18 protein-coding genes are annotated in these 20,057 nt (G+C 66.5%); 8 read left to right on the top strand and 10 right to left on the bottom strand.

Annotation, left to right across the window (positions count from 1 at the left end; translation table 11 throughout):
- The first annotated feature begins 53 nt into the window (after positions 1-53).
- Positions 54-818, top strand: a complete 765-nt coding sequence (pxpA, locus tag U5798_RS20010) for a 5-oxoprolinase subunit PxpA (protein ID WP_124456808.1) — start codon at positions 54-56, stop codon at positions 816-818.
- Between the two features lie 560 nt (positions 819-1,378).
- Here the strand turns inward: pxpA and U5798_RS20005 are convergent.
- The 10 genes from U5798_RS20005 to U5798_RS19960 form a co-directional block, all read right to left on the bottom strand.
- Positions 1,379-2,524 carry a TraB/GumN family protein gene (locus U5798_RS20005; RefSeq protein WP_322082958.1) on the bottom strand — a complete coding sequence of 382 codons (1,146 nt, stop codon included), beginning with the start codon at positions 2,522-2,524 and terminating at the stop codon, positions 1,379-1,381.
- Positions 2,517-3,533, bottom strand: a complete 1,017-nt coding sequence (locus U5798_RS20000) for a peptide ABC transporter ATP-binding protein (protein ID WP_322082957.1) — start codon at positions 3,531-3,533, stop codon at positions 2,517-2,519. Before U5798_RS20000 ends, U5798_RS20005 begins: the two co-directional genes overlap by 8 nt.
- Positions 3,530-4,528 carry an ABC transporter ATP-binding protein gene (locus U5798_RS19995; RefSeq protein WP_322082956.1) on the bottom strand — a complete coding sequence of 333 codons (999 nt, stop codon included), beginning with the start codon at positions 4,526-4,528 and terminating at the stop codon, positions 3,530-3,532. Before U5798_RS19995 ends, U5798_RS20000 begins: the two co-directional genes overlap by 4 nt.
- Positions 4,529-4,530: 2 nt before the next feature.
- Positions 4,531-5,448, bottom strand: a complete 918-nt coding sequence (locus U5798_RS19990) for an ABC transporter permease subunit (protein WP_124456812.1) — start codon at positions 5,446-5,448, stop codon at positions 4,531-4,533.
- Positions 5,449-5,452: 4 nt separating this feature from the next.
- Positions 5,453-6,463 (bottom strand): ABC transporter permease subunit, encoded by a 1,011-nt coding sequence (locus U5798_RS19985; protein WP_124456813.1) that lies wholly within the window; start codon positions 6,461-6,463, stop codon positions 5,453-5,455.
- A 110-nt stretch (positions 6,464-6,573) separates the two neighbouring features.
- A complete protein-coding gene (locus U5798_RS19980; RefSeq protein WP_124456814.1) occupies positions 6,574-8,202 on the bottom strand; it encodes an ABC transporter substrate-binding protein in 1,629 nt (542 codons plus the stop codon).
- Between the two features lie 323 nt (positions 8,203-8,525).
- Positions 8,526-9,833, bottom strand: coding sequence for an MFS transporter (locus U5798_RS19975; protein WP_124456815.1), 1,308 nt, complete (start codon positions 9,831-9,833; stop codon positions 8,526-8,528).
- A gap of 190 nt (positions 9,834-10,023) precedes the next feature.
- Positions 10,024-10,335, bottom strand: coding sequence for a high-potential iron-sulfur protein (locus tag U5798_RS19970; protein ID WP_021163765.1), 312 nt, complete (start codon positions 10,333-10,335; stop codon positions 10,024-10,026).
- A 162-nt stretch (positions 10,336-10,497) separates the two neighbouring features.
- A complete protein-coding gene (locus tag U5798_RS19965; protein ID WP_124455719.1) occupies positions 10,498-11,607 on the bottom strand; it encodes an NAD(P)/FAD-dependent oxidoreductase in 1,110 nt (369 codons plus the stop codon).
- 122 nt (positions 11,608-11,729) lie between these two features.
- Positions 11,730-12,710 carry an AAA family ATPase gene (locus U5798_RS19960; protein ID WP_124455720.1) on the bottom strand — a complete coding sequence of 327 codons (981 nt, stop codon included), beginning with the start codon at positions 12,708-12,710 and terminating at the stop codon, positions 11,730-11,732.
- 230 nt (positions 12,711-12,940) lie between these two features.
- Here U5798_RS19960 and U5798_RS19955 point away from each other — a divergent pair, with 230 nt between their 5' ends.
- The 7 genes from U5798_RS19955 to U5798_RS19925 all read left to right on the top strand — a co-directional run bounded on the left by U5798_RS19955 (position 12,941) and on the right by U5798_RS19925 (position 19,685).
- Complete coding sequence (locus tag U5798_RS19955; protein ID WP_124455721.1) at positions 12,941-13,660, top strand: nitroreductase; 720 nt, start codon at positions 12,941-12,943, stop codon at positions 13,658-13,660.
- 146 nt (positions 13,661-13,806) lie between these two features.
- Positions 13,807-14,295, top strand: a complete 489-nt coding sequence (locus U5798_RS19950; protein WP_322082955.1) for a hypothetical protein — start codon at positions 13,807-13,809, stop codon at positions 14,293-14,295.
- Positions 14,296-14,300: 5 nt separating this feature from the next.
- Positions 14,301-15,116, top strand: coding sequence for an endonuclease/exonuclease/phosphatase family protein (locus tag U5798_RS19945; RefSeq protein WP_124455723.1), 816 nt, complete (start codon positions 14,301-14,303; stop codon positions 15,114-15,116).
- Positions 15,117-15,380: 264 nt separating this feature from the next.
- Complete coding sequence (locus tag U5798_RS19940) at positions 15,381-16,151, top strand: ferredoxin--NADP reductase (protein ID WP_034190283.1); 771 nt, start codon at positions 15,381-15,383, stop codon at positions 16,149-16,151.
- A gap of 417 nt (positions 16,152-16,568) precedes the next feature.
- A complete protein-coding gene (gene rqpS, locus U5798_RS19935; RefSeq protein WP_322082954.1) occupies positions 16,569-17,384 on the top strand; it encodes a quorum system sensor histidine kinase RqpS in 816 nt (271 codons plus the stop codon).
- 7 nt (positions 17,385-17,391) lie between these two features.
- Positions 17,392-18,048, top strand: coding sequence for a response regulator transcription factor RqpR (rqpR, locus tag U5798_RS19930; RefSeq protein ID WP_124455725.1), 657 nt, complete (start codon positions 17,392-17,394; stop codon positions 18,046-18,048).
- A 230-nt stretch (positions 18,049-18,278) separates the two neighbouring features.
- Positions 18,279-19,685 carry an amino acid permease gene (locus tag U5798_RS19925; RefSeq protein WP_322082953.1) on the top strand — a complete coding sequence of 469 codons (1,407 nt, stop codon included), beginning with the start codon at positions 18,279-18,281 and terminating at the stop codon, positions 19,683-19,685.
- Positions 19,686-20,057: the final 372 nt, after the last annotated feature.

The following is a 20,057-nucleotide window of genomic DNA, read 5'->3' as shown; positions in this document are numbered from 1 at the left end:
GGCGGAAGCAGTAACGAAGGACGTGCCACGCAATCAGTGGACGAGGAAACATCATGGAAATCGATCTGAATGCCGATCTCGGCGAAGGATGCGGATCTGACGAGGCGCTGCTCGACCTCGTCACGTCGGCGAACATCGCCTGCGGCTGGCATGCAGGCGGCGCGAATGCGATGCGCGACTGCGTGCGCTGGGCCGTGCAGAAAGGCGTGTCGATCGGCGCGCACCCGAGCTTTCACGATCCGGAAAATTTCGGCCGCAAGGAAATGCAGCTGCCGGCCGGCGACATCTACGCGGGCGTGCTGTACCAGCTCGGCGCGCTGTCGGCGATCGCGCAGGCCGAAGGCGGGCGCATCGCGCACGTGAAGCCGCACGGCGCGCTGTACAACCAGGCCGCGCGCGACCCGCTGATCGCCGACGCGGTGGTGTCCGCGATCCACGACTTCGATCCGTCGCTCGCGGTGTTCGGGCTCGCGAACAGCGTGTTCGTCGCGGCCGCGCGGCATGCGGGGCTCGCCGCCGTGGAGGAAGTGTTCGCCGATCGCGGCTACCGCGCGGACGGCTCGCTCGTGCCGCGCAACCAGCCCGGCGCCTTGATCGACGATGAAGACGCGGTGCTCGCGCGCACGCTCGACATGGTGCGCAACCGGCAGGTGCGTGCCTTGAGCGGCGAATGGGTGCCGCTCAACGCGCAGACCGTCTGCCTGCACGGCGACGGGCCGCATGCGCTCGCGTTCGCGAAGCGGATCCGCGCGGCACTGGAGGCCGCCGGCGTCGACGTCGTCGCACCCGGCGCACTGCAGGCCGACGAAGGCGCGTGACGCGCATTCATCCCGTACAGCAGCGCACGCTGCACGTATCGGCCGCACAAAAGAAAAAAGCGCCCTCGTGGCGCTTTTCCGTTGGCGCAATCGCTGCGGCTTCGCCGTCTGTCGATTCGCCCCCCGAAACCGTCTTTCGACGGTGACCGGAAAAATCTTCCGGATTAAAAAACGTCCGCCGCCGCCCGATCACTGCATTCCCCGGTCAGACGACGGAACGTTGCTTATGTGCAAGTCGGCCTGCATGCATGTGTTATCCGACGATGATTGGCCCCGCCGTGCATGCAGACTCTCCGCGGCCGGCACGTGCTTCACGTGCCGGCGACGCTCACCCCGCGCTTTATTTCTGCTACCCCGTAGAACTTATCTATTCTTTTCATTTTTTCAACTTGTGGGGTGAAGAATAGAGATTGGCAGAACGGGATGTCAATCGTTTTAAACGCTATTTTCCGACGAATCAAGGGTTTTCCTTATCGATTCACACCGCGGCTCAGGCGCTTCACGCCGTGCGCGCGATGTCAATCAAACAGGGGAAGATCAGGGCGTACCGCCGGCCGCGATCAGTTCGCGTCGACCCGGTATCCTTGCTGGCGCAACAATTCGAGCACGCCGCGCGGGCCGCCCAGATGCAGCGCGCCGATCGCGACGAACAGCGGCCGGTTCGGCGCGGCGATTGCAGTCATTCGTGCAACGAAGCGCCGGTTGCGCTCGTACACGATCTTGTTGTCGATTGCGTCCGACAACGCCTTCGAACGCGCGAGCCGCTCGCTCTTCGCGACGGCCCACGCGGAGATCGCGTCGGCGTCGCCAATTCGCCACAGCCGGTGCAGCGCCTTGATGTCGTCGGCGTTCTGCGCGGGCGTCTGCACCATGTCCTGCGCGAGCATCTCGCGCTGCTCGGCCAGCGTCAGCCCGGTGAACGCGCGCATCTGTTCGGCGAGCGTCTCGAGCCCGATCACGCGGCCGCCCTTCTTCTTCAGGAACACGTTCTGCAGCTGCGCCTCGGTGCCGTATTCGGTCTGCAGGCCGGCCGACAGCGAGTCGTAGGTCTCGACGACGAGCGCCGCGAGCCACGGCCGCATCTTGCGGATTTCGGCGAGCGCGGCCGGATTGCCGCGCAGGCGCGCCGCGAGCCGCTGCCACAGCGGTTCGGGCAGCAGGCGCTGCAGGCACGGATAGCGGCACACGCCGTACTTCGACACGTCGTCCTGCGATTCGAGCAGGTCGTCGGGCGACAGCTCGAGCGCGAGCGTCGGCGATGCGGCGAGCGCCGCGAGGATGCGCGGCCGGAACGGCTGCGCGCTCGGGTAATCGGACGGGTCGCCGGTGTGCAGCGTGCCGAGCACGTACAGCGTGACGTTGCCCTTCGTTGCGACGTAGAACGGCATGCGCGCGGGCTGCACGCGCACGGTGCCGCGCGACACCGTGCCGTCCGACACGGACGGTGCGTGGAAGCCCGGCAGGCTCATGCCGGGCGGCGGGACTTGCGACGGATGGATCGGTGAGGTGGCCGGCGCGCGCCCTTCGGCGCGCGCGGATTCGACGGGAACCACGAGGCTGGCCGCCACGCACGCGCCGGCCAGCGCCGCGCCCGTGACGGTGCGCACGCTCCAGCGCCGCGCGTAACGGTACGCACGCATCACGCGCGCACCGCTCGTCCCCGCACGGCGCACGCCGGACACGCGCGCCGCCAACACTTCAGGCATTCGCCTCCCCTACCTCCTCGGCGCGATGGCACGCGACCTGCCGGCCATCGACCTCGCGCAGCTTCGGCTCCTCCACGCGGCACCGCTCGACCGCGTACGGGCAGCGCTGGTGGAACGCGCAGCCCGACGGCGGATTGAGCGGCGACGGCAGTTCGCCCTGCAGCTTGATCTGCACGCGGCGGTCTTCCTCGAAGATCGCCGGCGTCGCCGACATCAGCGCCCGCGTGTACGGATGGCGCGGCCGCGCGTAGATCGTTGCCTTGTCGCCAAGCTCGGCGACGCTGCCGAAGTACATCACCATCACGTCGTCCGCGACGTGCTCGACCACCGACAGGTTGTGCGAGATGAACACGTAGCTCGTCTTGAACTGCTCCTGCAGATCCATGAACAGGTTCAGGATCTGCGCCTGGATCGACACGTCGAGCGCGGACACCGGCTCGTCGGCGACGACGATGCGTGGATCGAGGATCATTGCGCGCGCGATCGCGACACGCTGGCGCTGGCCGCCCGAGAACATGTGCGGATAGCGCTTCGCGTGCTCGGGCCGCAGGCCGACCGTGCGCATGATCTGCGCGATGCGCTGCGCGCGCTCGGCCGCCGTCAGGTTCGCGTTGATCTCGAGCGGCTCGGCGAGCGTCTGCTCGACGGTCTTGCGCGGGTTCAGCGATGCGAACGGGTTCTGGAACACCATCTGCACGCGGCGGCGCAGGTCGGCAACCGTCTCGCGGCTCGCGCCGGCGACGTTCTTGCCGTCGATCGTCAGGCTGCCCGACGTGGGCGTCTCGATCATCGTGAGCTGGCGCGCGAGCGTCGACTTCCCGCAGCCCGACTCGCCGACGACGGCGAGCGTCTTGCCGCGCTTCAGCGAGAACGACACGCCGTTCAGCGCCTTCACGGTGCCCTGCCCGAACATCCCGCGCTTCACCGAGTAGTGTTTCGCGAGGCCGTCGGCCACCAGGACGGCTTCATCATCGTGCGACGCGCGAGGCATCTGATTGACTGCATTCATCGTGCGCCTCCCGTCAGGTCGAGGTTGGAAACGTTGAGCGGCCTGATGCAGCGCGCGCGCATCGCATCGTTGGCCGGTACCAGCGTGTCGAGCGCCGGCCGCGCCTTGCGGCAATCGTCGACGACGTATTTGCAGCGCGGCGCGAACAGGCACCCGGACGGGCGATCATCGCGGCCCGGTACCATGCCGGGCAATGCGGCAAGGCGACGCGCCCCCTGATTGTGCTCGGGAATCGCCGCGAGCAGCGCTTCGGTGTACGGATGATGCGGCGCACGGAAGATGTCGGGCACGCTGTTGGTCTCGATGATCTCGCCCGCGTACATCACCGCGACGCGCTGCGCGACCTCCGACACCACGGCCAGGTCGTGCGAGATCAGCACGAGCGCCATGCCGCGCTCCTTCTGCAGCTTCACGAGCAGATCCATGATCTGCGCCTGGATCGTCACGTCGAGCGCGGTGGTCGGCTCGTCGGCGATCAGCAGCTTCGGGTTGCACGCGACGGCCATCGCGATCATTACGCGCTGGTTCATCCCGCCCGACATCTGGTGCGGGAACGACGCGATGCGGTTCTTCGCATCGGGAATGCCGACCTGGTCGAGCAGTTCGAGCGCGCGCCGGTTCAGCGCGTCGCCGCGCAGGCCTTCGTGCAGCTTCAGCACCTCCTTGATCTGGTAGCCGACCGTGTAGCTCGGGTTCAGGCTCGTCAGCGCGTCCTGGAACACCATCGCGATGTCCTTGCCGACGATCTTGCGGCGCGCCTTCGGCGACGCCTTCAAGAGATCCACGCCGTTGAACGTGACCTCGTCGGCCGTCACCTTGCCCGGCGCGTCGATCAGGCCCATCAGCGCCATCATCGTCACGCTCTTGCCCGAGCCCGATTCGCCGACGACGCCGACCACCTCGCCCGGCGCGATCGACATGTTGATCCGGTCGACAGCGGGCAGGCCGTTGAAGTTCACCGCGAGATTGCGGATGGTCAGTAGATTTTGGCTCATGGTCACGCCATCCGTTTCAGTTTGGGATCGAGCGCGTCACGCAGCCCGTCGCCGAGCAGGTTGATCGCGAGCACCGAAATCAGGATCGACAGGCCAGGCATCGTCACGATCCACCACGCGTTGTCGATGTAGTCGCGCGCGGAGGCCAGCATCGCGCCCCACTCGGCGGTCGGCGGTTGCACGCCGAGGCCGAGGAAGCCGAGCGCGGCCGCGTCGAGGATCGCCGACGAGAAGCCGAGCGTCGCCTGCACGATCAGCGGCGCCGTGCAGTTGGGCAGCACCTGCGAGAACATCAGGCGCAGCGTGCCGGCACCGGCCACGCGCGACGCCGTCACGTATTCCTTCTGCAGCTCGCCGAGCGCCGACGCGCGCGTCAGGCGCACATAGGCCGGCAGCGCGACGATCGCGATCGCGAACATCGTGTTGGTGAGGCCCGGGCCGATGATCGCGACGACCGCGACCGCGAGCAGCAGCGACGGCAGCGCGAGCAGCACGTCCATGATGCGCATCACGGGCGTGTCGGCCCACTTCTGGAAGAACGCGGCGACGAGCCCGAGCACGATGCCGGGGATCAGCGCGAGCACGACCGACACGAAGCCGATCCAGAACGACATCCGCGCGCCGAACATCAGTCGCGAAAGAATGTCGCGGCCCGCTTCGTCGGTGCCGAGGATGAATTGCCAGTTGCCGCCCGCGAGCCACGCGGGCGGGATCTTCACGAAATCGCGATATTGCTCGACCGGGCTGTGCGGCGCAATCAGCGGCGCGAGCAGCGCGACTGCGATCAGCACGATCACGACGATGCCGGCGCCGACGGCGCCGCGGTTGCGCGAGAAGTTGGCCCAGAACTCGCGCAACGCGAGCGCACGGCCGCCGGCCGGCGCGGATTCGGTCGGCAGGGTGTTTTGCAGATTGCTCATGGAATTACCTCGTGTGGCGGATGCGCGGATTCAGCACGCCGTACAGCAGGTCGACGACCAGGTTCACGACGATCACGAGCGTCGCGATCAACAGGATGCCGCCCTGGACGACCGGATAGTCGCGGCGGCCGATCGCATCGATCAGCCACTTGCCGACACCGGGCCACGAAAAGAGCGTCTCGGTCAGCACGGCGCCCGCGAGCAGCGTGCCGATCTGCAGGCCGATCACGGTGACGACCGGGATCAGCGCGTTGCGCAGCGCATGCACGACGACCACGCGCACGGGCGACAGCCCCTTCGCGCGGGCGGTGCGGATGTAGTCCTCGCGCAGCACTTCGAGCATCGACGAGCGCGTCATCCGCGCGATCACCGCGAGCGGGATCGTGCCGAGCACGATCGCGGGCAGGATCAGGTGGCTCACCGCCGACTTGAACGAGCCTTCGTCCGGCGCGAGCAGCGCGTCGATCAGCATGAAGCCCGTCGGGTGCGGGAAATCGTATTCGACGGCGATGCGCCCCGACACGGGCGTCCAGCCGAGGTATGACGAAAACACCATGATGAGGATCAGCCCCCACCAGAAGATCGGCATCGAGTAGCCGGTGAGCGCGGTGCCCATCACGCCGTGGTCGATGACGGAACCGCGCCGCAGCGCGGCGATCACGCCGGCCGGCAGCCCGACCGCGAGCGCGAACACGAGCGCGCACAGCGACAGCTCGACGGTCGCCGGGAAGCGCGCGAAGAATTCGCCCGCGACGCTCGTGTTGGTGATGATCGACATGCCGAGGTCGCCATGCAGCGCCCGGCCGATGTAGTGGACGTACTGCAGGGGCAGCGGCTGGTCGAGCCCGAGGCGTTTCATCGCCTCTGCGTGCATCGCGGGGTCGACGCCGCGCTCGCCCATCATCACTTCGATGGGATCGCCCGGTATCAGGTGAATCAGCGCAAACGCCAGGATGGTGATGCCGATGAAAGTCGGGATCACCATGCCCACGCGGCGCAACACGAATCTGAGCATGATGCGTCTCGTATTTTCTTGTGGGAAATGTGCGACCGGCGACGGGAAGCTTTTGGCCTCCCGCCGCCGGATGAGTTAGCCGGTCTTCGCGACAGCTTACGACAGGTGTGTTACTTCACGCCAACACCGTCGAAGCGGGCATAGCCGAGCGGTTCGATACGCATGTCGACCACGTTCTTGCGCACCGGCTGGTAGACCGTCGAGTTCGCGATCGGCGAGAACGGCAGCTGTTGCGCGAAGATCTGCTGGGCCTGCGTGTAGAGCTTCGTCCGTGCGTCCTGGCCCGTCGTCGTACGGCCCTTCTGGACCAGTTCGTCGAACGGCTTGTAGCACCAGTGCGAGAAGTTGTTGCCCTTGATCGCTTCGCAGCCGAGCAGCGTGCCGAGCCAGTTGTCCGGATCGCCATTGTCGCCCGTCCAGCCGATCAGCATCGTGTCCTGCTCGCCCGAGTGCGCGCGCTTGATGTACTCGCCCCACTCGTACGTGACGATCTTCGCCTTCACACCGATCTTCGCCCAGTCGGCCTGGATCATCTCGGCCATCAGGCGGGCGTTCGGGTTGTACGCGCGCTGCACGGGCATCGCCCACAGCGTGATCTCGAAACCGTTCGGGAAGCCTGCCTTCGCGAGCAGCGCCTTCGCCTTCGCGGTGTCGTAGGCCGGCAGCTTCAGGTTCTTGTCGTACGACCATTGGGTCGGCGGCACCGGTGCGTTCGCGGCCTGGCCGGCGCCCTGGTAGACGGACTCGAGGATCGCCTTCTTGTTGATCGCCATGTCGAGCGCCTGACGCACTTCGAGCTTGTCGACCGGCTTGTGCTCGACGTTGTACGCGAGGTAGCCGAGGTTGAAGCCGGCCTGCGACGGCATGTCGACGTTCGAGTCGGCCTTCAGCGTCGCGATGTCGGCCGGGCGCGGGTAGCTCATCACCTGGCATTCGTTGCGCTTGATCTTCTGCACGCGCACGCCCGGATCCGGCGTGATCGAGAAGATCAGCTTCGAGATCTTCACTTCGCCCTTCTTCCAGTAATCAGGATTGCCATCGAAGCGGATCGTCGCGTCCTTCGTGTAGCTGCGGAAGATGAACGGGCCCGTACCGACCGGCTTCTGGTTGATGTCGGCGGCCTTGCCGGCCTTCATCAACTGGTCGCCGTATTCGGCCGACAGGATCGACGCGAATTCCATCGCCATGTTCTGGATGAACGGCGCATTCGGCTCGGCCAGCGTGAACTTCACGGTGTACGGATCGACCTTCTCGATCTTCGTGATCAGCTTGTCGAGGCCCATGTCGGTGAAGTACGGGAACGACACCGGGTACGCCTTGCGGAACGCATTGTTCGGGTCGAGCATGCGCTCGAACGAGAACACGACGTCGTCCGCGTTGAATTCACGCGTCGGCTTGAAGAAGTCGGTCGTGTGGAACTTCACGCCGTGGCGCAGGTGGAACGTGTACACCTTGCCGTCGGACGATACGTCCCACTTCTCGGCGAGGCCCGGCTCGACCTTCGTGCCGCCGCGCTCGAATTCGACGAGGCGGTTGTAGACGGTGAACGTGGCGGCGGTGAAATCGACGCCGGTCGTAAATTGCGCGGAATCGAAACCCGCCGGGCTGCCTTCTGAGCAGTAGACGAGCGTTTTGTTCGGGATCTGTGCGAATGCAGAGCCCGCGACGCCGAGCGATGCCGCTGCCACGCCTGCAATGGCGGTAACACGCAGGGTGTGCAACAGACGGTTGTATTCCATGTTTCCTCCAGGTCTCCAGATCGGAACCGGTCCCGCCAGGGTCCGGCGTACGCGGATATTACTTGAGCTAACGATGCGGCAACAAGCTGGAGAAAAAACTCTTCTAGACGCACCCACGCGGGTTTTTGCCGATGTATCGCGCGAATGAAAAATGCGAAAAACGCGCGCGAGCGACAGTTCCGTTCATTCGGCGCAAGTTTCGTTCGACAACTAAACAATTCGGGCGCGAACGCGTCGGTTCAGCGAGGCTGCTTTCGTCTTCGGGCCACCCATCATTGCGTTTTACGAAACGATCCGATGACCGTCTTCAATCCGTCATGCGATCACGCCGGCGCGTCGAGGTCGGCACTGCGCGCGGGCACGAATGCGACCGCGACGATCGACAGCGCGATCCCGGCCATCACGTAATAGGTCGGCGCGAGCGGCGTGCCCGTCACCTTGATCAGCCACGTGACGATGAACTGCCCGAAGCCGCCGAACAGCATCACCGCGACGTTGTACGCGATCGACAGCCCGGTCGAGCGCACGTTGGCCGGGAACAGCTCGGCGATCATCGCGCCGAACGGTCCGTAGTAGCCCGCGAGCGTCACCGACAGCACGGCCTGCACCGCGATCAGCCGCCCGATGCTCGGCGCCGCATCGAGCCAGGCGAACAGCGGATACATCAGCGCGAGCGTCAGCACCAGCGACCACAGCGACAGCCCCTTGCGGCCGATGCGATCGGACCATGCGCCCGCGATCGGCGACAGCACCATCAGCAGCAGGTTGCCGACGATCACCGCGTAGAACGATTCCGAGTACGGCAGCTTCAGCTGCTTCACCGCGAAGGTCGGCAGATAGCTGATCAGCACGTAGATCGTCACCGTCAGCGCGATCACCGAGCCGAGCCCGCACAGCACCTCGCGCGGGTAGCGCGTGAACACTTCGCCGAGCGTCGCGCGGCGCGCGCTCTGCTGCGCATGCAGGAACGCTTCGGAATCGGCGAGATGGCGGCGGATGTAGAAGCCGATCGGGCCGATCACGAGCCCGAGGATGAACGGCACGCGCCAGCCCCAGCTGCGCAGCGCGTCGTGCGACAGCCCGCGCGTGACGGCCGCGCCGACGAGCGCGCCGATCAGCAGCGCGGCTGCCTGGCTCGCCATCTGCCAGCTGCCGTAGAAACCGCGTTTCGAGAACGGCGCCGCCTCGATCAGCAGCGCCGTCGCACTGCCGAATTCGCCGCCCGCGGAGAAGCCCTGCAGCAGCCGGCCGAGCACGATCAGGATCGGGCCGCCGATGCCGATCGCCGCGTAGGGCGGCGCGATCGCGAGCAGGAAGATGCCGGCCGTCATCAGCAGGATCACGAGCGACAGCGCGGCCTTGCGGCCCGCGCGATCCGCGTACAGTCCGAACACGATGCCGCCGATCGGGCGCATGAAGAACGCGACGCCGAACGTCGCGGTGGTGAGGAGCAGCGACGAATATTCGCTGGAGGTCGGGAAGAACAGCTCGGCGATCACGACCGTCATGAATCCGAACACCGTGAAGTCGTACCACTCGAGCGCGTTGCCGATCACGGCAGCGGCCACCGCACGGCGGTTCAGCGCACGCTCGGGCCGGACCGTTTTGGTTGAATTCGCAATCGTCGCCATGCGTGCCTCGTCCTCGTGATTTCGCCGTATCGGGCGGTGCGGCGCGCGGGTGGGTCGCGGCGCGCAGGTTTGCAGCGAGTGTAGAAAGCGCCGGAACCGTTTTCAAGCATTAAAAAACGCCCGCCATCTTTCGACGGCGGGCGTTTTGCGGTTTTCGCCACAATGCGGCATCGCACGATGCCGCACGGACTCAACCCATCTTCGAGAAAGCGCTGCACCAGCCCTTCGCCGACACCTGCTTGCCGGGGAAGGCGCCGCACGGGCCCGATGCCGAGCCCTTCTTGCCCTGGTACAGCATGCAGGCCGCACAATCCTGGCCCGCTGCGTATTTCGGGTACTTCGTCTTGTCGACCTTCGTGGCATCGGCCTTGTAGCCGAGCGCCACGGCGGTCGGATCCGTCTCCGACAGCATCGGCGCATCGGCCAGCGCTTCGCGCGACAGCGCCAGCGCGGACACGGCACCAATGCTCGTAATCAGGAAACTCCGACGGGATGTTTTCATGGGGGACTCGCTCCAACGTTATCGGTTTGAAAGCTGTTCTGGCGACAGCCCGTCAACAGAATAACGCTCAAGCGCATAAATGTGCGCGCCGAAATGCCGGAGATAAGGGATTTCACACGGGAATTTCACGCATCCGGCCCGCGCGGGCGCGAGCCGGATGCGTCATGCACGCGACGTCATCTCGCCCACGCGCTGCGCGAGCGCGAGCGACGCGGTGAGCCCCGGCGACTCGATGCCGAACAGGTTCACGAGCCCGCGCACGCCATGCTGCGCGGCCCCCTGCACGATGAAATCGGCCGGCGGCTCGCCAGGCCCCGCGAGCTTCGGCCGGATGCCCGCGTACGCCGGCTGCAGCGCGTCGTCGGGCAGGCCCGGCCAGAACGCGCGGATCGACGCGTAGAACGCGGTCGCCCGCGCCGGATCGACTTCGTAGCGCAGCGAGTCGCACCATTCGACGTCCGGGCCGAAGCGCGCCTGCCCGCCGAGATCGAAGGTCAGGTGCACGCCGAGCCCCGCGCGATCGGGCATCGGGTAGATCAGGTGCGAGAACGGCGCGCGGCCCGACAGGCTGAAGTAATTGCCGCGCGCGAGATAGAGCGGCGGCACCCAGCGCGGATCGAGCCCGCGCGTGCGGCGCGCGAGCGCCTGCGCACCGAGGCCCGCGCTGTTGATCACGCACGCGGCCTCGATCTCGGTCGGCGTGTGGCCGCCCGTGCGCACGACGAAGCGCCCGCCGCGCAGCACGTCGATCGATTCGACCGGCGATTGCAGCGCGCACATCGCGCCGTCGCGTTCCGCGTCGCCGAGCAGCGCGAGCATCAGCTGGTGGCTGTCGACGATGCCCGTCGACGGCGAGAACAACGCCTCCACGCATTCGAGCTGGGGCTCGAGCGTCTGCGCCTCCGCACGCGTGAGCGGCAGCAGGTCGAGCACGCCGTTTTCGGCCGCGCGCGCGGCGATCGCCTTCAACTGCTTCACCTGCGCGGCGCTCGTCGCGACGAGCAGCTTGCCCGTGCGCCGGTGCGGCACGTGATGCGTCTCGCAGAATGCATACAGCATGTCGCGGCCATGCACGCACGACGTCGCCTTCAGCGACCCGCGCGGATAGTAGAGCCCCGCGTGAATCACTTCGCTGTTGCGCGAACTCGTGCCGGTGCCGATCGCGTCGGCCGCCTCGAGCACGATCGTTTCACGTCCGCGCGCGGCCAGTTCCCGCGCAATCGCCAGACCGACGACACCTGCGCCGATCACGACACAATCCATCTGCTCCATGACATTTCGCGCCGCTAACGCGTCGAAGGGAGAGAAGAGAATTGTACGTCCCGGTTCGCCCGCTTGCTGAGCGCATCCGCAGCGCGGCGCGCGCACGCTGCGGCCGTGCGCGCGCCGCCGTGTCAGAAGCCGATCGGCCGGCGCTTCGCGGCGCCCTCGTCCGCGCGGATGTCGCGCGGCGCGATCACATCGCGGCCGTCGAGCCGCGCTGCGCCGAATGCATGCAGCAGTGCGCGGCGCATCGTGCGCGGCGGCGTCGCGGCGAGCACGTCGAGCGCGTCGTCGCCAAGCATGTCGGGGAAGCGCCGCCCCCACGCATGCGACGTGCGGATCTCGTCGTAGATCGTCTGCGCGATCCGGCGCGCGCCGGCCGCATCGGGCGGCGCGATCTCGTACACGTTCATCCGGTTGAGCAGCGGCTCCGGAATCGCCTGCGCGTCGTTCGCCGTCGCGATCCAGATCACGTTGCCTGCATTGATCGGCACTTCCGCGAATTCGTCGACGAACGCGCGCGCGGTGTCGTGCTCGAGCAACGCATACAGCGCGCCGAGCGGATCGTATTGCGCATCGCTGCCGGCCTTGTCGATCTCGTCGACCGCGATCACCGGGTTCGCGTAGCTGCCGTTCACGAGCGCCTCGAACACCTTGCCGGGCTTCGCGTTCTTCCATTGCGACGACGCGCCCGACAGGATCCAGCCGGCCGTCAGCGAACTCATCGGCACGTAGTGGTACGCGGTGCCGAGCAGTTGTGCGAGCGCCTTCGCGAAATGCGTCTTGCCGATCCCGGGCGGCCCGAGCAGCAGGATCGGCATCAGTTCGAGCCGGTCTTCCGTCTCCAGGCACAACGCGACCTGCTTGCGCACGTCGTCGAGCGGTTCGCCGAAATTCGGCAACGCTTCGCCGAGCTCGTCGAACGACGGCATCCGGTTCGGCTTCACGCAGAAGCGCAGATTCCCCGTCTTGAGCATCCGCTCGTAAGTGGCGCGCAATGCATCGCTCGCGCTCTCGTTCAGGTCGCTCAGCGCGGCCTCGACCTGCTCGAGGTCGTACACCGTGCTGAAGGACGCCACCGCCAGTTCCTGTTTCACCATCGCCGTCGTCATACCAACCTCGCTTGCACTCGCTGTCACACACTCATCAGACCCTTACGATTTCAGTGTAGCGATCCAGTATTCCCGCGCAAGCAAGCAGCCGCGCGAGTCTGCTGCTAACACTTCGCGTGCGCTGCACGGCCGCGCGCCGCGGCGTATGATCGTTGGTTCACCCACCCGCCGCGCCGGCGTTGCCGACGGCGCCCGCACGGCGCGTCGCGCGATGCCCGAAAGGTATGCCGATGTCCGTCCCCGCTGCTTCCCCGCGCGTCGATGCCGATGCGATCGACGCCGTCGACACGGCGCTCACGTCGCGCCGCGCGATCCGCGCCTTCCTGCCGACACCCGTGCCGCGCGACACGCTCGAGGCGATCCTCGAAGCCGCGAGCCGCGCGCCGTCGGGCACCAACATCCAGCCATGGCGCGTGTACGTCGCGACGGGCGCCACGCGCGATGCGCTCGCCGCCGCGCTCACCGCGGCGTACGACGATCCCGCGCGCGACGAGAAGTACGTCGCCGAATACGACTACTACCCGCGCGAATGGGTGTCGCCGTATATCGACCGGCGCCGCAAGGTGGGCTGGGACCTGTACGGGCTGTTGAACATCGGCCGCGACGAGAAGGCGCGCATGCACGCGCAGCACGCGCGCAACTTCCGTTTCTTCGATGCGCCGGTCGCGCTGTTCTTCACGCTCGACCGCGTGATGACGTTAGGGGCCTGGCTCGACTGCGGGATGTTCCTGCAGGGCGTGATGACGGCCGCGCGCGCACGCGGGCTCGATACCTGCCCGCAGGCCGCGTTCGTGCCGTTTCACCGGATCGTCGCCGACCACCTCGGCATCCCCCCCAACGAACAGCTCGTCTGCGGGATGTCGCTCGGCCATGCGGACCCCGACGCGATCGAGAACCGCCTCGTCACCGAGCGCGCGCCCGTCGCCGAGTTCGCGCGCTTCTTCGCTTGAAAATGCACGGCACGGCCCTACCTTTTGAACAGGACCGAATCGTGCGGCGAACCTGTCGCCGCCGGTCCTGTCACATCACGATCGAAATCGATCGGGCGTAAGATGTGCGTCCGTTCCCCGCTATTGCGCGTTTCCGGAGACGTTTCATGCTGAAACACGGCCTGGCCGTCCTGCTAGCGAGCGTCGCGCTCGCCGCCCATGCGCAAAGCCCCGCGCCGGCCTCCGTCGCGTGGGAAATCCAGGTGCAGCGCGACGGTCAGACGATCGACACATTCCAGCAGCGCACCACCGTGGGCCAGTCCCGCACCGACACCCATCGCTATCCGTCCGCCGTGCCCGTCGGCTGCGGCAATGCCGCGCGGGTCGTGCCGACCGAACGCACGCGTTCGGTCACCGTCGCGCCGCTCACCGTCGACACCGGCGCGAACACGGTATCGCTTGCGCTCGACGTGCAGGAAACGCTCGACGACGAAAGCGCGACGCGCAGCGATCCGTGCGTGCCCGTGTCGCCGCGGCAGATCGTCGCGAGCCACCCCGGCCTGACGGTCGGCGGCGATGCATGGACCGACTGGACGCTCGTCGATCAGCATCCGCATCTCGTGTACCGCGTGCGTGCGCACGTCGCGAAGGACTGAGCGTCATGTCCGCCGACGCCCTGTCCTTGCCTTTCGCCGAACCGCACGCCGCGCCCGACGAAATCACCGCGGTCAGCTGGAACCTGCACAAGGGCCGCTCGCCGCTCGGCTTCACCGCGTGGAACGCGATGCGCAACTGGATGCAGTCGACGCACGCCGACGTGTATTTCCTGCAGGAAGCGATGGCGCGCCGCATGCCGCGCCCCGTGCTCGCGCCCGGCTTCGGCGCGCAGATGGACGACGCGGTCGACGACGTGTGGCATTGCCAGGCCACCGAGATCGCGCATGCGCTCGACTGGCAGATCGCGCTCGGGCCGAACGTGTTCAAGCCGTCGTGGCGGCACGGCAATGCGATCCTGTCGCCGCATCCGCTCGACCTCGGCGGCCGCTGGGACATCTCCGCGCACCGCTTCGAGCGGCGCGGGCTGCTCGTCGCGCGTGCGACGCTCGCGGGTGCGCGCCCGGTCACGCTGCTGTGCGCGCACCTTGCGCTCACGCGCGCCGCGCGGCTGCGCCAGATGCACTGGATCGCGCACTGGATCGTGCGCAACGCGGGCGACGGCCCGCTGATGCTCGCCGGCGACTTCAACGACTGGCGCAACGATTCGGTCGCGCTGTTCGGCGAGATCGGGATGTCCGAGGTCGCGACGCTGCTCGGCGAATCGGGCCGCACGTTCCCCGCGTTCTCGCCGGCGCTCGCGCTCGACAAGATGTTCGTGCGCGGCCTGACGCCGCTCGAATGGCGCGCGCCCGCCGGCGAGGCCGCGTGGCTGTCGGACCACCTGCCGTACATCGCGCGCCTGCGCCTCGATCCGCAATGACGTTCCCCGGTACCGGGCGGCGCGCGGCCGATCACTGAAAGCTCGTTGCAAGGATTTGTTGCGCCAAATCCGCGCGGCCACGCGGGTCAAGCCCGCGATTCGCGCCCACAGGGTAAAATAACGAGTTCCTCAAACGTCTGTCATCGAGAAGGCGCGTGTCCGACGCGCCGGCCGGCCGATCCGCGATCGGGCCGCCGCACTCGGTTTTTTGCCCGTTTTTGGGCCCGTTACACGCGTCCGCTACGCGCGTCCGTTTTCAAAGCCATGAGCAAATACGACACCGCCACCGTCCAATCCGTCCATCACTGGACCGACACGCTGTTCAGCTTCACCTGCACCCGTGAGGCGAGCCTGCGCTTCAACAACGGCGAATTCACGATGGTCGGCCTCGAGGTCGACGGCAAGCCGCTCGCGCGCGCCTACTCGATCGTCAGCCCGAACTACGAAGAGCATCTCGAATTCTTCAGCATCAAGGTGCAGAACGGCCCGCTGACGTCGCGCCTGCAGCACCTGAAGGTGGGCGACACGGTGCTGATCGGCAAGAAGCCGACGGGCACGCTGGTCGCCGACAACCTGCTGCCGGGCAAGACGCTGTGGATGCTGTCGACGGGCACGGGCCTCGCGCCGTTCATGTCGATCATCCGCGATCCGGAGATCTACGAGCGCTTCGACAAGGTGATCCTGACGCACACGTGCCGCCTGAAGGGCGAGCTCGCGTACATGGACTACATCAAGCACGACCTGCCGGGCCACGAGTACCTGGGCGACATCATCAAGGAAAAGCTCGTCTACTACCCGACGGTCACGCGCGAAGCGTTCGACAACGAAGGCCGGATCACCGACCTGATCGCGACGGGCAAGCTGTTTACGGATCTCGACGTCCCGCCGTTCTCGCCGGAAAACGACCGCGTGATGCTGTGCGGCAGCACCGCGATGCTGAAGGACACGACCGACCTGCTGAAGCAGGCCGGCCTCGTCGAAGGCAAGAACAGCGCGCCGGGCCACTACGTGATCGAGCGCGCCTTCGTGGACTGATCTGCCCCCGAAATTTGTGCCGCATCAAAGAACCGGAGCGAAAGCTCCGGTTTTTTTTCGTCCGGACTTGGCGAATTCGTAACAAACTGGGACCATCTCATCTCAAATAGTTACATTTGGATACGTCACCGCCGGGTGTTCGGGTGTCAGTGTTTTTCCTACAACAGGTTCATTCCGATTATTCACATTTACCCTTAAATGTCCGCCCGACATGACCTTTTCAGAAATTTTGAGATATTATTCGGCGCGCATGGTTGCCGTTTGAACGAGAGTGGAAGGGTCGGATGCAAGTGTTACAAGATGTAACTTTTGTTACCTCGGCATGGCGCGATTCTCTGGCGGCGACCGTCATCGAAACGGCAGCCGATCCACGCAGCCAGCCGGTGTCTGAACCGCTTTCTGACAGCAGGGAGAGTCATGGATACGTCGCTTAACGCGCCCTCGGGCGCCCACGCCCCGTTCCCTTCGCGGCAGCGAGTGCACAGCTGCGCCGCTACTCCGCCCGTTGCCGACACCGCGTCGAAACGCGACGCCTCCGCCGCACGGATCGCAGCCCTGTCCGCCCAATTGCTCGCCGCCGACGAAGCGGCCCGCCGCCACCTGGCCGGCGAGCTGCACGACGGGCTCGGCGCCGAATTGACCGCCGCGCGTTTCGCACTCGCAAACGTTCAAACGTGGCTGCCGGCCGATGCGCCGGAAGGCTGCCTGCGCGCGCTGGCGCTGGCGCAGCAGGCGCTCGACGCCGCCACCGACGCGAATCGCCGGCTGATCGACGAACGCGACACGCCGGCGCTCGACGCAGGCATGATCGGCGCGCTGTCGTCGTGGATCGACACGCACGCGGCCCGCACGGGCCTGCGCACGAGCTTCGTGTGTGCGGCCGACGCGCGCCTCACGCAGATCGCCGGCGCCAGCGCGCTCGCGGTATTCCGCGTCGCACAGGAAGCGCTGTCGAACGTCGCGAAGCACGCCCGCGCGACGTCGGTCGACGTACGGATCGTCACGGACGGCACGCATCTGACACTCATGGTCACCGACGATGGGACCGGTTTCGCGCGCAGCCGCCGCAGCGGCTACGGCCTCGCCGGCATGCGCGCCCGCTGCGAGGCGTTCGGCGGCAGCTTCGAGACGGCCACGCCGGAAACCGGCCGCGGCACGCGCGTCGTCGCGCGCTTCGCGTGGGATTCGCTGCTCGCGGTGCCCGTCGCGGCCCGCCGCGCGTCGCTTTCGTGAGGTCGTCATGAGCCTGAACATCCTGCTCGTGGATGATCACGCGATCGTCCGGCAAGGGATTCGCCAGTTGCTGATCGACCGCGGCATCGCGCGCGACGTCACCGAAGCCGAAACCGGCGGCGACGCGATGGCGGCCGTCGACAAACAGGAATTCGACGTGATCCTGCTCGACATCTCGCTGCCCGACACGAACGGCATCGAGGTGCTCAAGCGCCTCAAGCGCAAGCTGTCGCGCACGCCGGTGCTGATGTTCTCGATGTACCGCGAGGACCAGTACGCGGTGCGCGCGCTGAAGGCCGGCGCGGCCGGCTACCTGTCGAAGACGGTCAACGCCGCGCAGATGATCGGCGCAATCCAGCAGGTCGCGGCCGGCCGCAAGTACGTGAGCCCCGCGATGGCCGAGGCGCTCGCCGAATACGTATCGTTCGAGAACGAGCCGCTGCCGCACGAGAAGCTGTCCGACCGCGAATACCAGACGCTCTGCATGCTCGCGTCGGGCAAGCGGCTCACCGACATCGCGAACACGCTGTCGCTGTCGGTGAAGACGGTGAGCGTGTACCGGTCGCGGCTGCTCGAGAAGATGCGGCTGTCGAACAACGCGGAACTCACGTTCTACGTGATGAGCAACCGGCTCGTCGACATGGCGCCCACGGCCGGCGCCTGACCGGCGCGACTCGCCTTCGCCCGAATACTCGGATTCGTCCGATTCCATGACGCGGCGCACGCCGCGTCGCCTTCAACCCCCGCCCGTTTCGCGCGCAAGCGCTTGTTTTATCGGCCGATTCCGCGGCACGCCGCTGCACCGCAGCAGGGCTTGCACGCCAAATCGGCTAAAATTATGGGTTTTTACTTAGTCGGCGCGCCGTGCCTGCGCGTGCTGGCGATTCATCCGCAATGTCCCTCTTCCGCAAGAAAAACGTCGATCGAATGATCGCCGGCGCACACGCCGCCGGGCTCAAGAAAGCGCTCGGCGCGATCGACCTCACCTTCCTCGGCATCGGCGCGATCATCGGCACCGGCATTTTCGTGCTGACCGGCACCGGCGCCGTGCAAGCCGGCCCCGCACTGATGCTGTCGTTCGTGATCGCCGCGATCGCGTGCGGCTTGGCCGCCTTGTCGTATGCGGAGTTCGCGTCGACGATCCCCGTTGCCGGCTCGATCTACACGTATTCGTACGCGACGCTCGGCGAGCTCGTCGCGTGGATCATCGGCTGGGACCTGATGCTCGAGTACGGCCTCGCGTCGTCGGCCGTGTCGGTCGGCTGGTCGGGCTACCTGCAGTCGCTGCTGCAGGGCTTCGGGCTGTCGCTGCCGGCCGTGCTGACGGCCGCGCCCGGCGCCGTGCCGGGCGTCGTCACGTGGTTCAACCTGCCCGCGTTCCTCGTGATGATCGTGATCACGACGCTGCTGTCGATCGGCATCCGCGAGTCGACCCGCATCAACAACATCATGGTGTTCATCAAGGTGTCGGTCGTGCTGCTCGTGATCGCGGTCGGCCTGTTCCACGTGACGCCCGCGAACTGGAAGCCGTTCATGCCGCACGGCTGGAACGGCGTGTTCGGCGCGGCAGCCGTGATGTTCTTCGCGTTCATCGGCTTCGACGCGGTGTCGTCGGCGGCCGAGGAAGTGAAGAACCCGAAACGGGACCTGCCGATCGGCATCATCGCGTCGCTCGCGGTGTGCGCGGTGCTGTACGTGACGGTCGCCGCGGTCGCGACCGGCATCGTGCCGGCGGCCCAGTACGCGAACATCTCGCACCCGATCTCGTACGCGCTGCAGATCGCCGGCGAGAAGTGGGTCGCGGGCTTCATCGATCTCGGCGCGGTGCTCGGCATGCTGACCGTGATCCTCGTGATGAGCTACGGCCAGACGCGCGTGATCTTCGCGATGTCGCGCGACGGGCTGCTGCCGGCCGCGCTGTCGCGCGTGCACCCGCGCTACGCGACGCCGTTCCTGACGACCTGGCTCGTCGGCCTGTTCTTCGGGCTGATTGCCGCGCTCGTGCCGCTCAACGTGCTCGCCGAGCTGATCAACATCGGCACGCTCGCGGCGTTCTCGATGGTGTCGATCGCGGTGCTCGTGCTGCGCCGCACGCATCCCGACCTGCCGCGCGCATTCCGCTGCCCGGGCGTGCCCGTGGTGCCGATCCTCGCGGTCGCCGCGTGCCTGTTCCTGATGCTGAACCTGCAACCCGTCACATGGGCCGCATTCGGCATCTGGCTCGTGATCGGCCTCGTGATCTACTTCCTGTACTCGCGACATCACTCGAAGCTCGCGCACGGTCACCACGACGCGCACTGAGCGCCGCCGTGCCGCACACGGCACGGTGCGCACCCGCGGGGCCGGATACCGGCCCCGCATTCCCCCTCCCTTCCCCTGCTCCACGCGCCACGTTGCTTTTCGTGCAACGATCCACACGGTAATTCCGATTTTAATTTGCCGTTTTTCGAATGCCGATATATTCAACCCCGATCACAAAGTCGATCGATTAAAAATACAACACGGTCGAATTGAATATGAATAGCAGAAAATAATATCTCGGCCAGCATTGAACTCTTGCATCGGCCAAACTAGTATTCAAGTCGGCTGGCCGTGTGCCTCGTCCAGCCCGGACCAGACAGAGTATGCGCCGCAGCGGGAGCGCGGCGCGCTGCAATCGATTTCATCGGATCG

The sequence above is a fragment of the Burkholderia sp. BCC1972 genome (assembly GCF_905339605.1).
In the GTDB taxonomy this organism is placed as follows: Bacteria; Pseudomonadota; Gammaproteobacteria; order Burkholderiales; family Burkholderiaceae; genus Burkholderia.
The sequence above is the reverse complement of the archived record's forward strand: the minus strand, read 5'-3'. Positions and strand labels throughout refer to the sequence as shown.

Bases quoted from the DNA above. Each gene is read 5' to 3' on its own strand.
- pxpA (WP_124456808.1), top strand. From the start codon at position 54: ATGGAAATCGATCTGAATGCCGATCTCGGCGAAGGATGCGGATCTGAC.
- U5798_RS20005 (WP_322082958.1), bottom strand. From the start codon at position 2,524: ATGCCTGAAGTGTTGGCGGCGCGCGTGTCCGGCGTGCGCCGTGCGGGG.
- U5798_RS20000 (WP_322082957.1), bottom strand. From the start codon at position 3,533: ATGAATGCAGTCAATCAGATGCCTCGCGCGTCGCACGATGATGAAGCC.
- U5798_RS19995 (WP_322082956.1), bottom strand. From the start codon at position 4,528: ATGAGCCAAAATCTACTGACCATCCGCAATCTCGCGGTGAACTTCAAC.
- U5798_RS19990 (WP_124456812.1), bottom strand. From the start codon at position 5,448: ATGAGCAATCTGCAAAACACCCTGCCGACCGAATCCGCGCCGGCCGGC.
- U5798_RS19985 (WP_124456813.1), bottom strand. From the start codon at position 6,463: ATGCTCAGATTCGTGTTGCGCCGCGTGGGCATGGTGATCCCGACTTTC.
- U5798_RS19980 (WP_124456814.1), bottom strand. From the start codon at position 8,202: ATGGAATACAACCGTCTGTTGCACACCCTGCGTGTTACCGCCATTGCA.
- U5798_RS19975 (WP_124456815.1), bottom strand. From the start codon at position 9,833: ATGGCGACGATTGCGAATTCAACCAAAACGGTCCGGCCCGAGCGTGCG.
- U5798_RS19970 (WP_021163765.1), bottom strand. From the start codon at position 10,335: ATGAAAACATCCCGTCGGAGTTTCCTGATTACGAGCATTGGTGCCGTG.
- U5798_RS19965 (WP_124455719.1), bottom strand. From the start codon at position 11,607: ATGGAGCAGATGGATTGTGTCGTGATCGGCGCAGGTGTCGTCGGTCTG.
- U5798_RS19960 (WP_124455720.1), bottom strand. From the start codon at position 12,710: ATGACGACGGCGATGGTGAAACAGGAACTGGCGGTGGCGTCCTTCAGC.
- U5798_RS19955 (WP_124455721.1), top strand. From the start codon at position 12,941: ATGTCCGTCCCCGCTGCTTCCCCGCGCGTCGATGCCGATGCGATCGAC.
- U5798_RS19950 (WP_322082955.1), top strand. From the start codon at position 13,807: ATGCTGAAACACGGCCTGGCCGTCCTGCTAGCGAGCGTCGCGCTCGCC.
- U5798_RS19945 (WP_124455723.1), top strand. From the start codon at position 14,301: ATGTCCGCCGACGCCCTGTCCTTGCCTTTCGCCGAACCGCACGCCGCG.
- U5798_RS19940 (WP_034190283.1), top strand. From the start codon at position 15,381: ATGAGCAAATACGACACCGCCACCGTCCAATCCGTCCATCACTGGACC.
- rqpS (WP_322082954.1), top strand. From the start codon at position 16,569: ATGGATACGTCGCTTAACGCGCCCTCGGGCGCCCACGCCCCGTTCCCT.
- rqpR (WP_124455725.1), top strand. From the start codon at position 17,392: ATGAGCCTGAACATCCTGCTCGTGGATGATCACGCGATCGTCCGGCAA.
- U5798_RS19925 (WP_322082953.1), top strand. From the start codon at position 18,279: ATGTCCCTCTTCCGCAAGAAAAACGTCGATCGAATGATCGCCGGCGCA.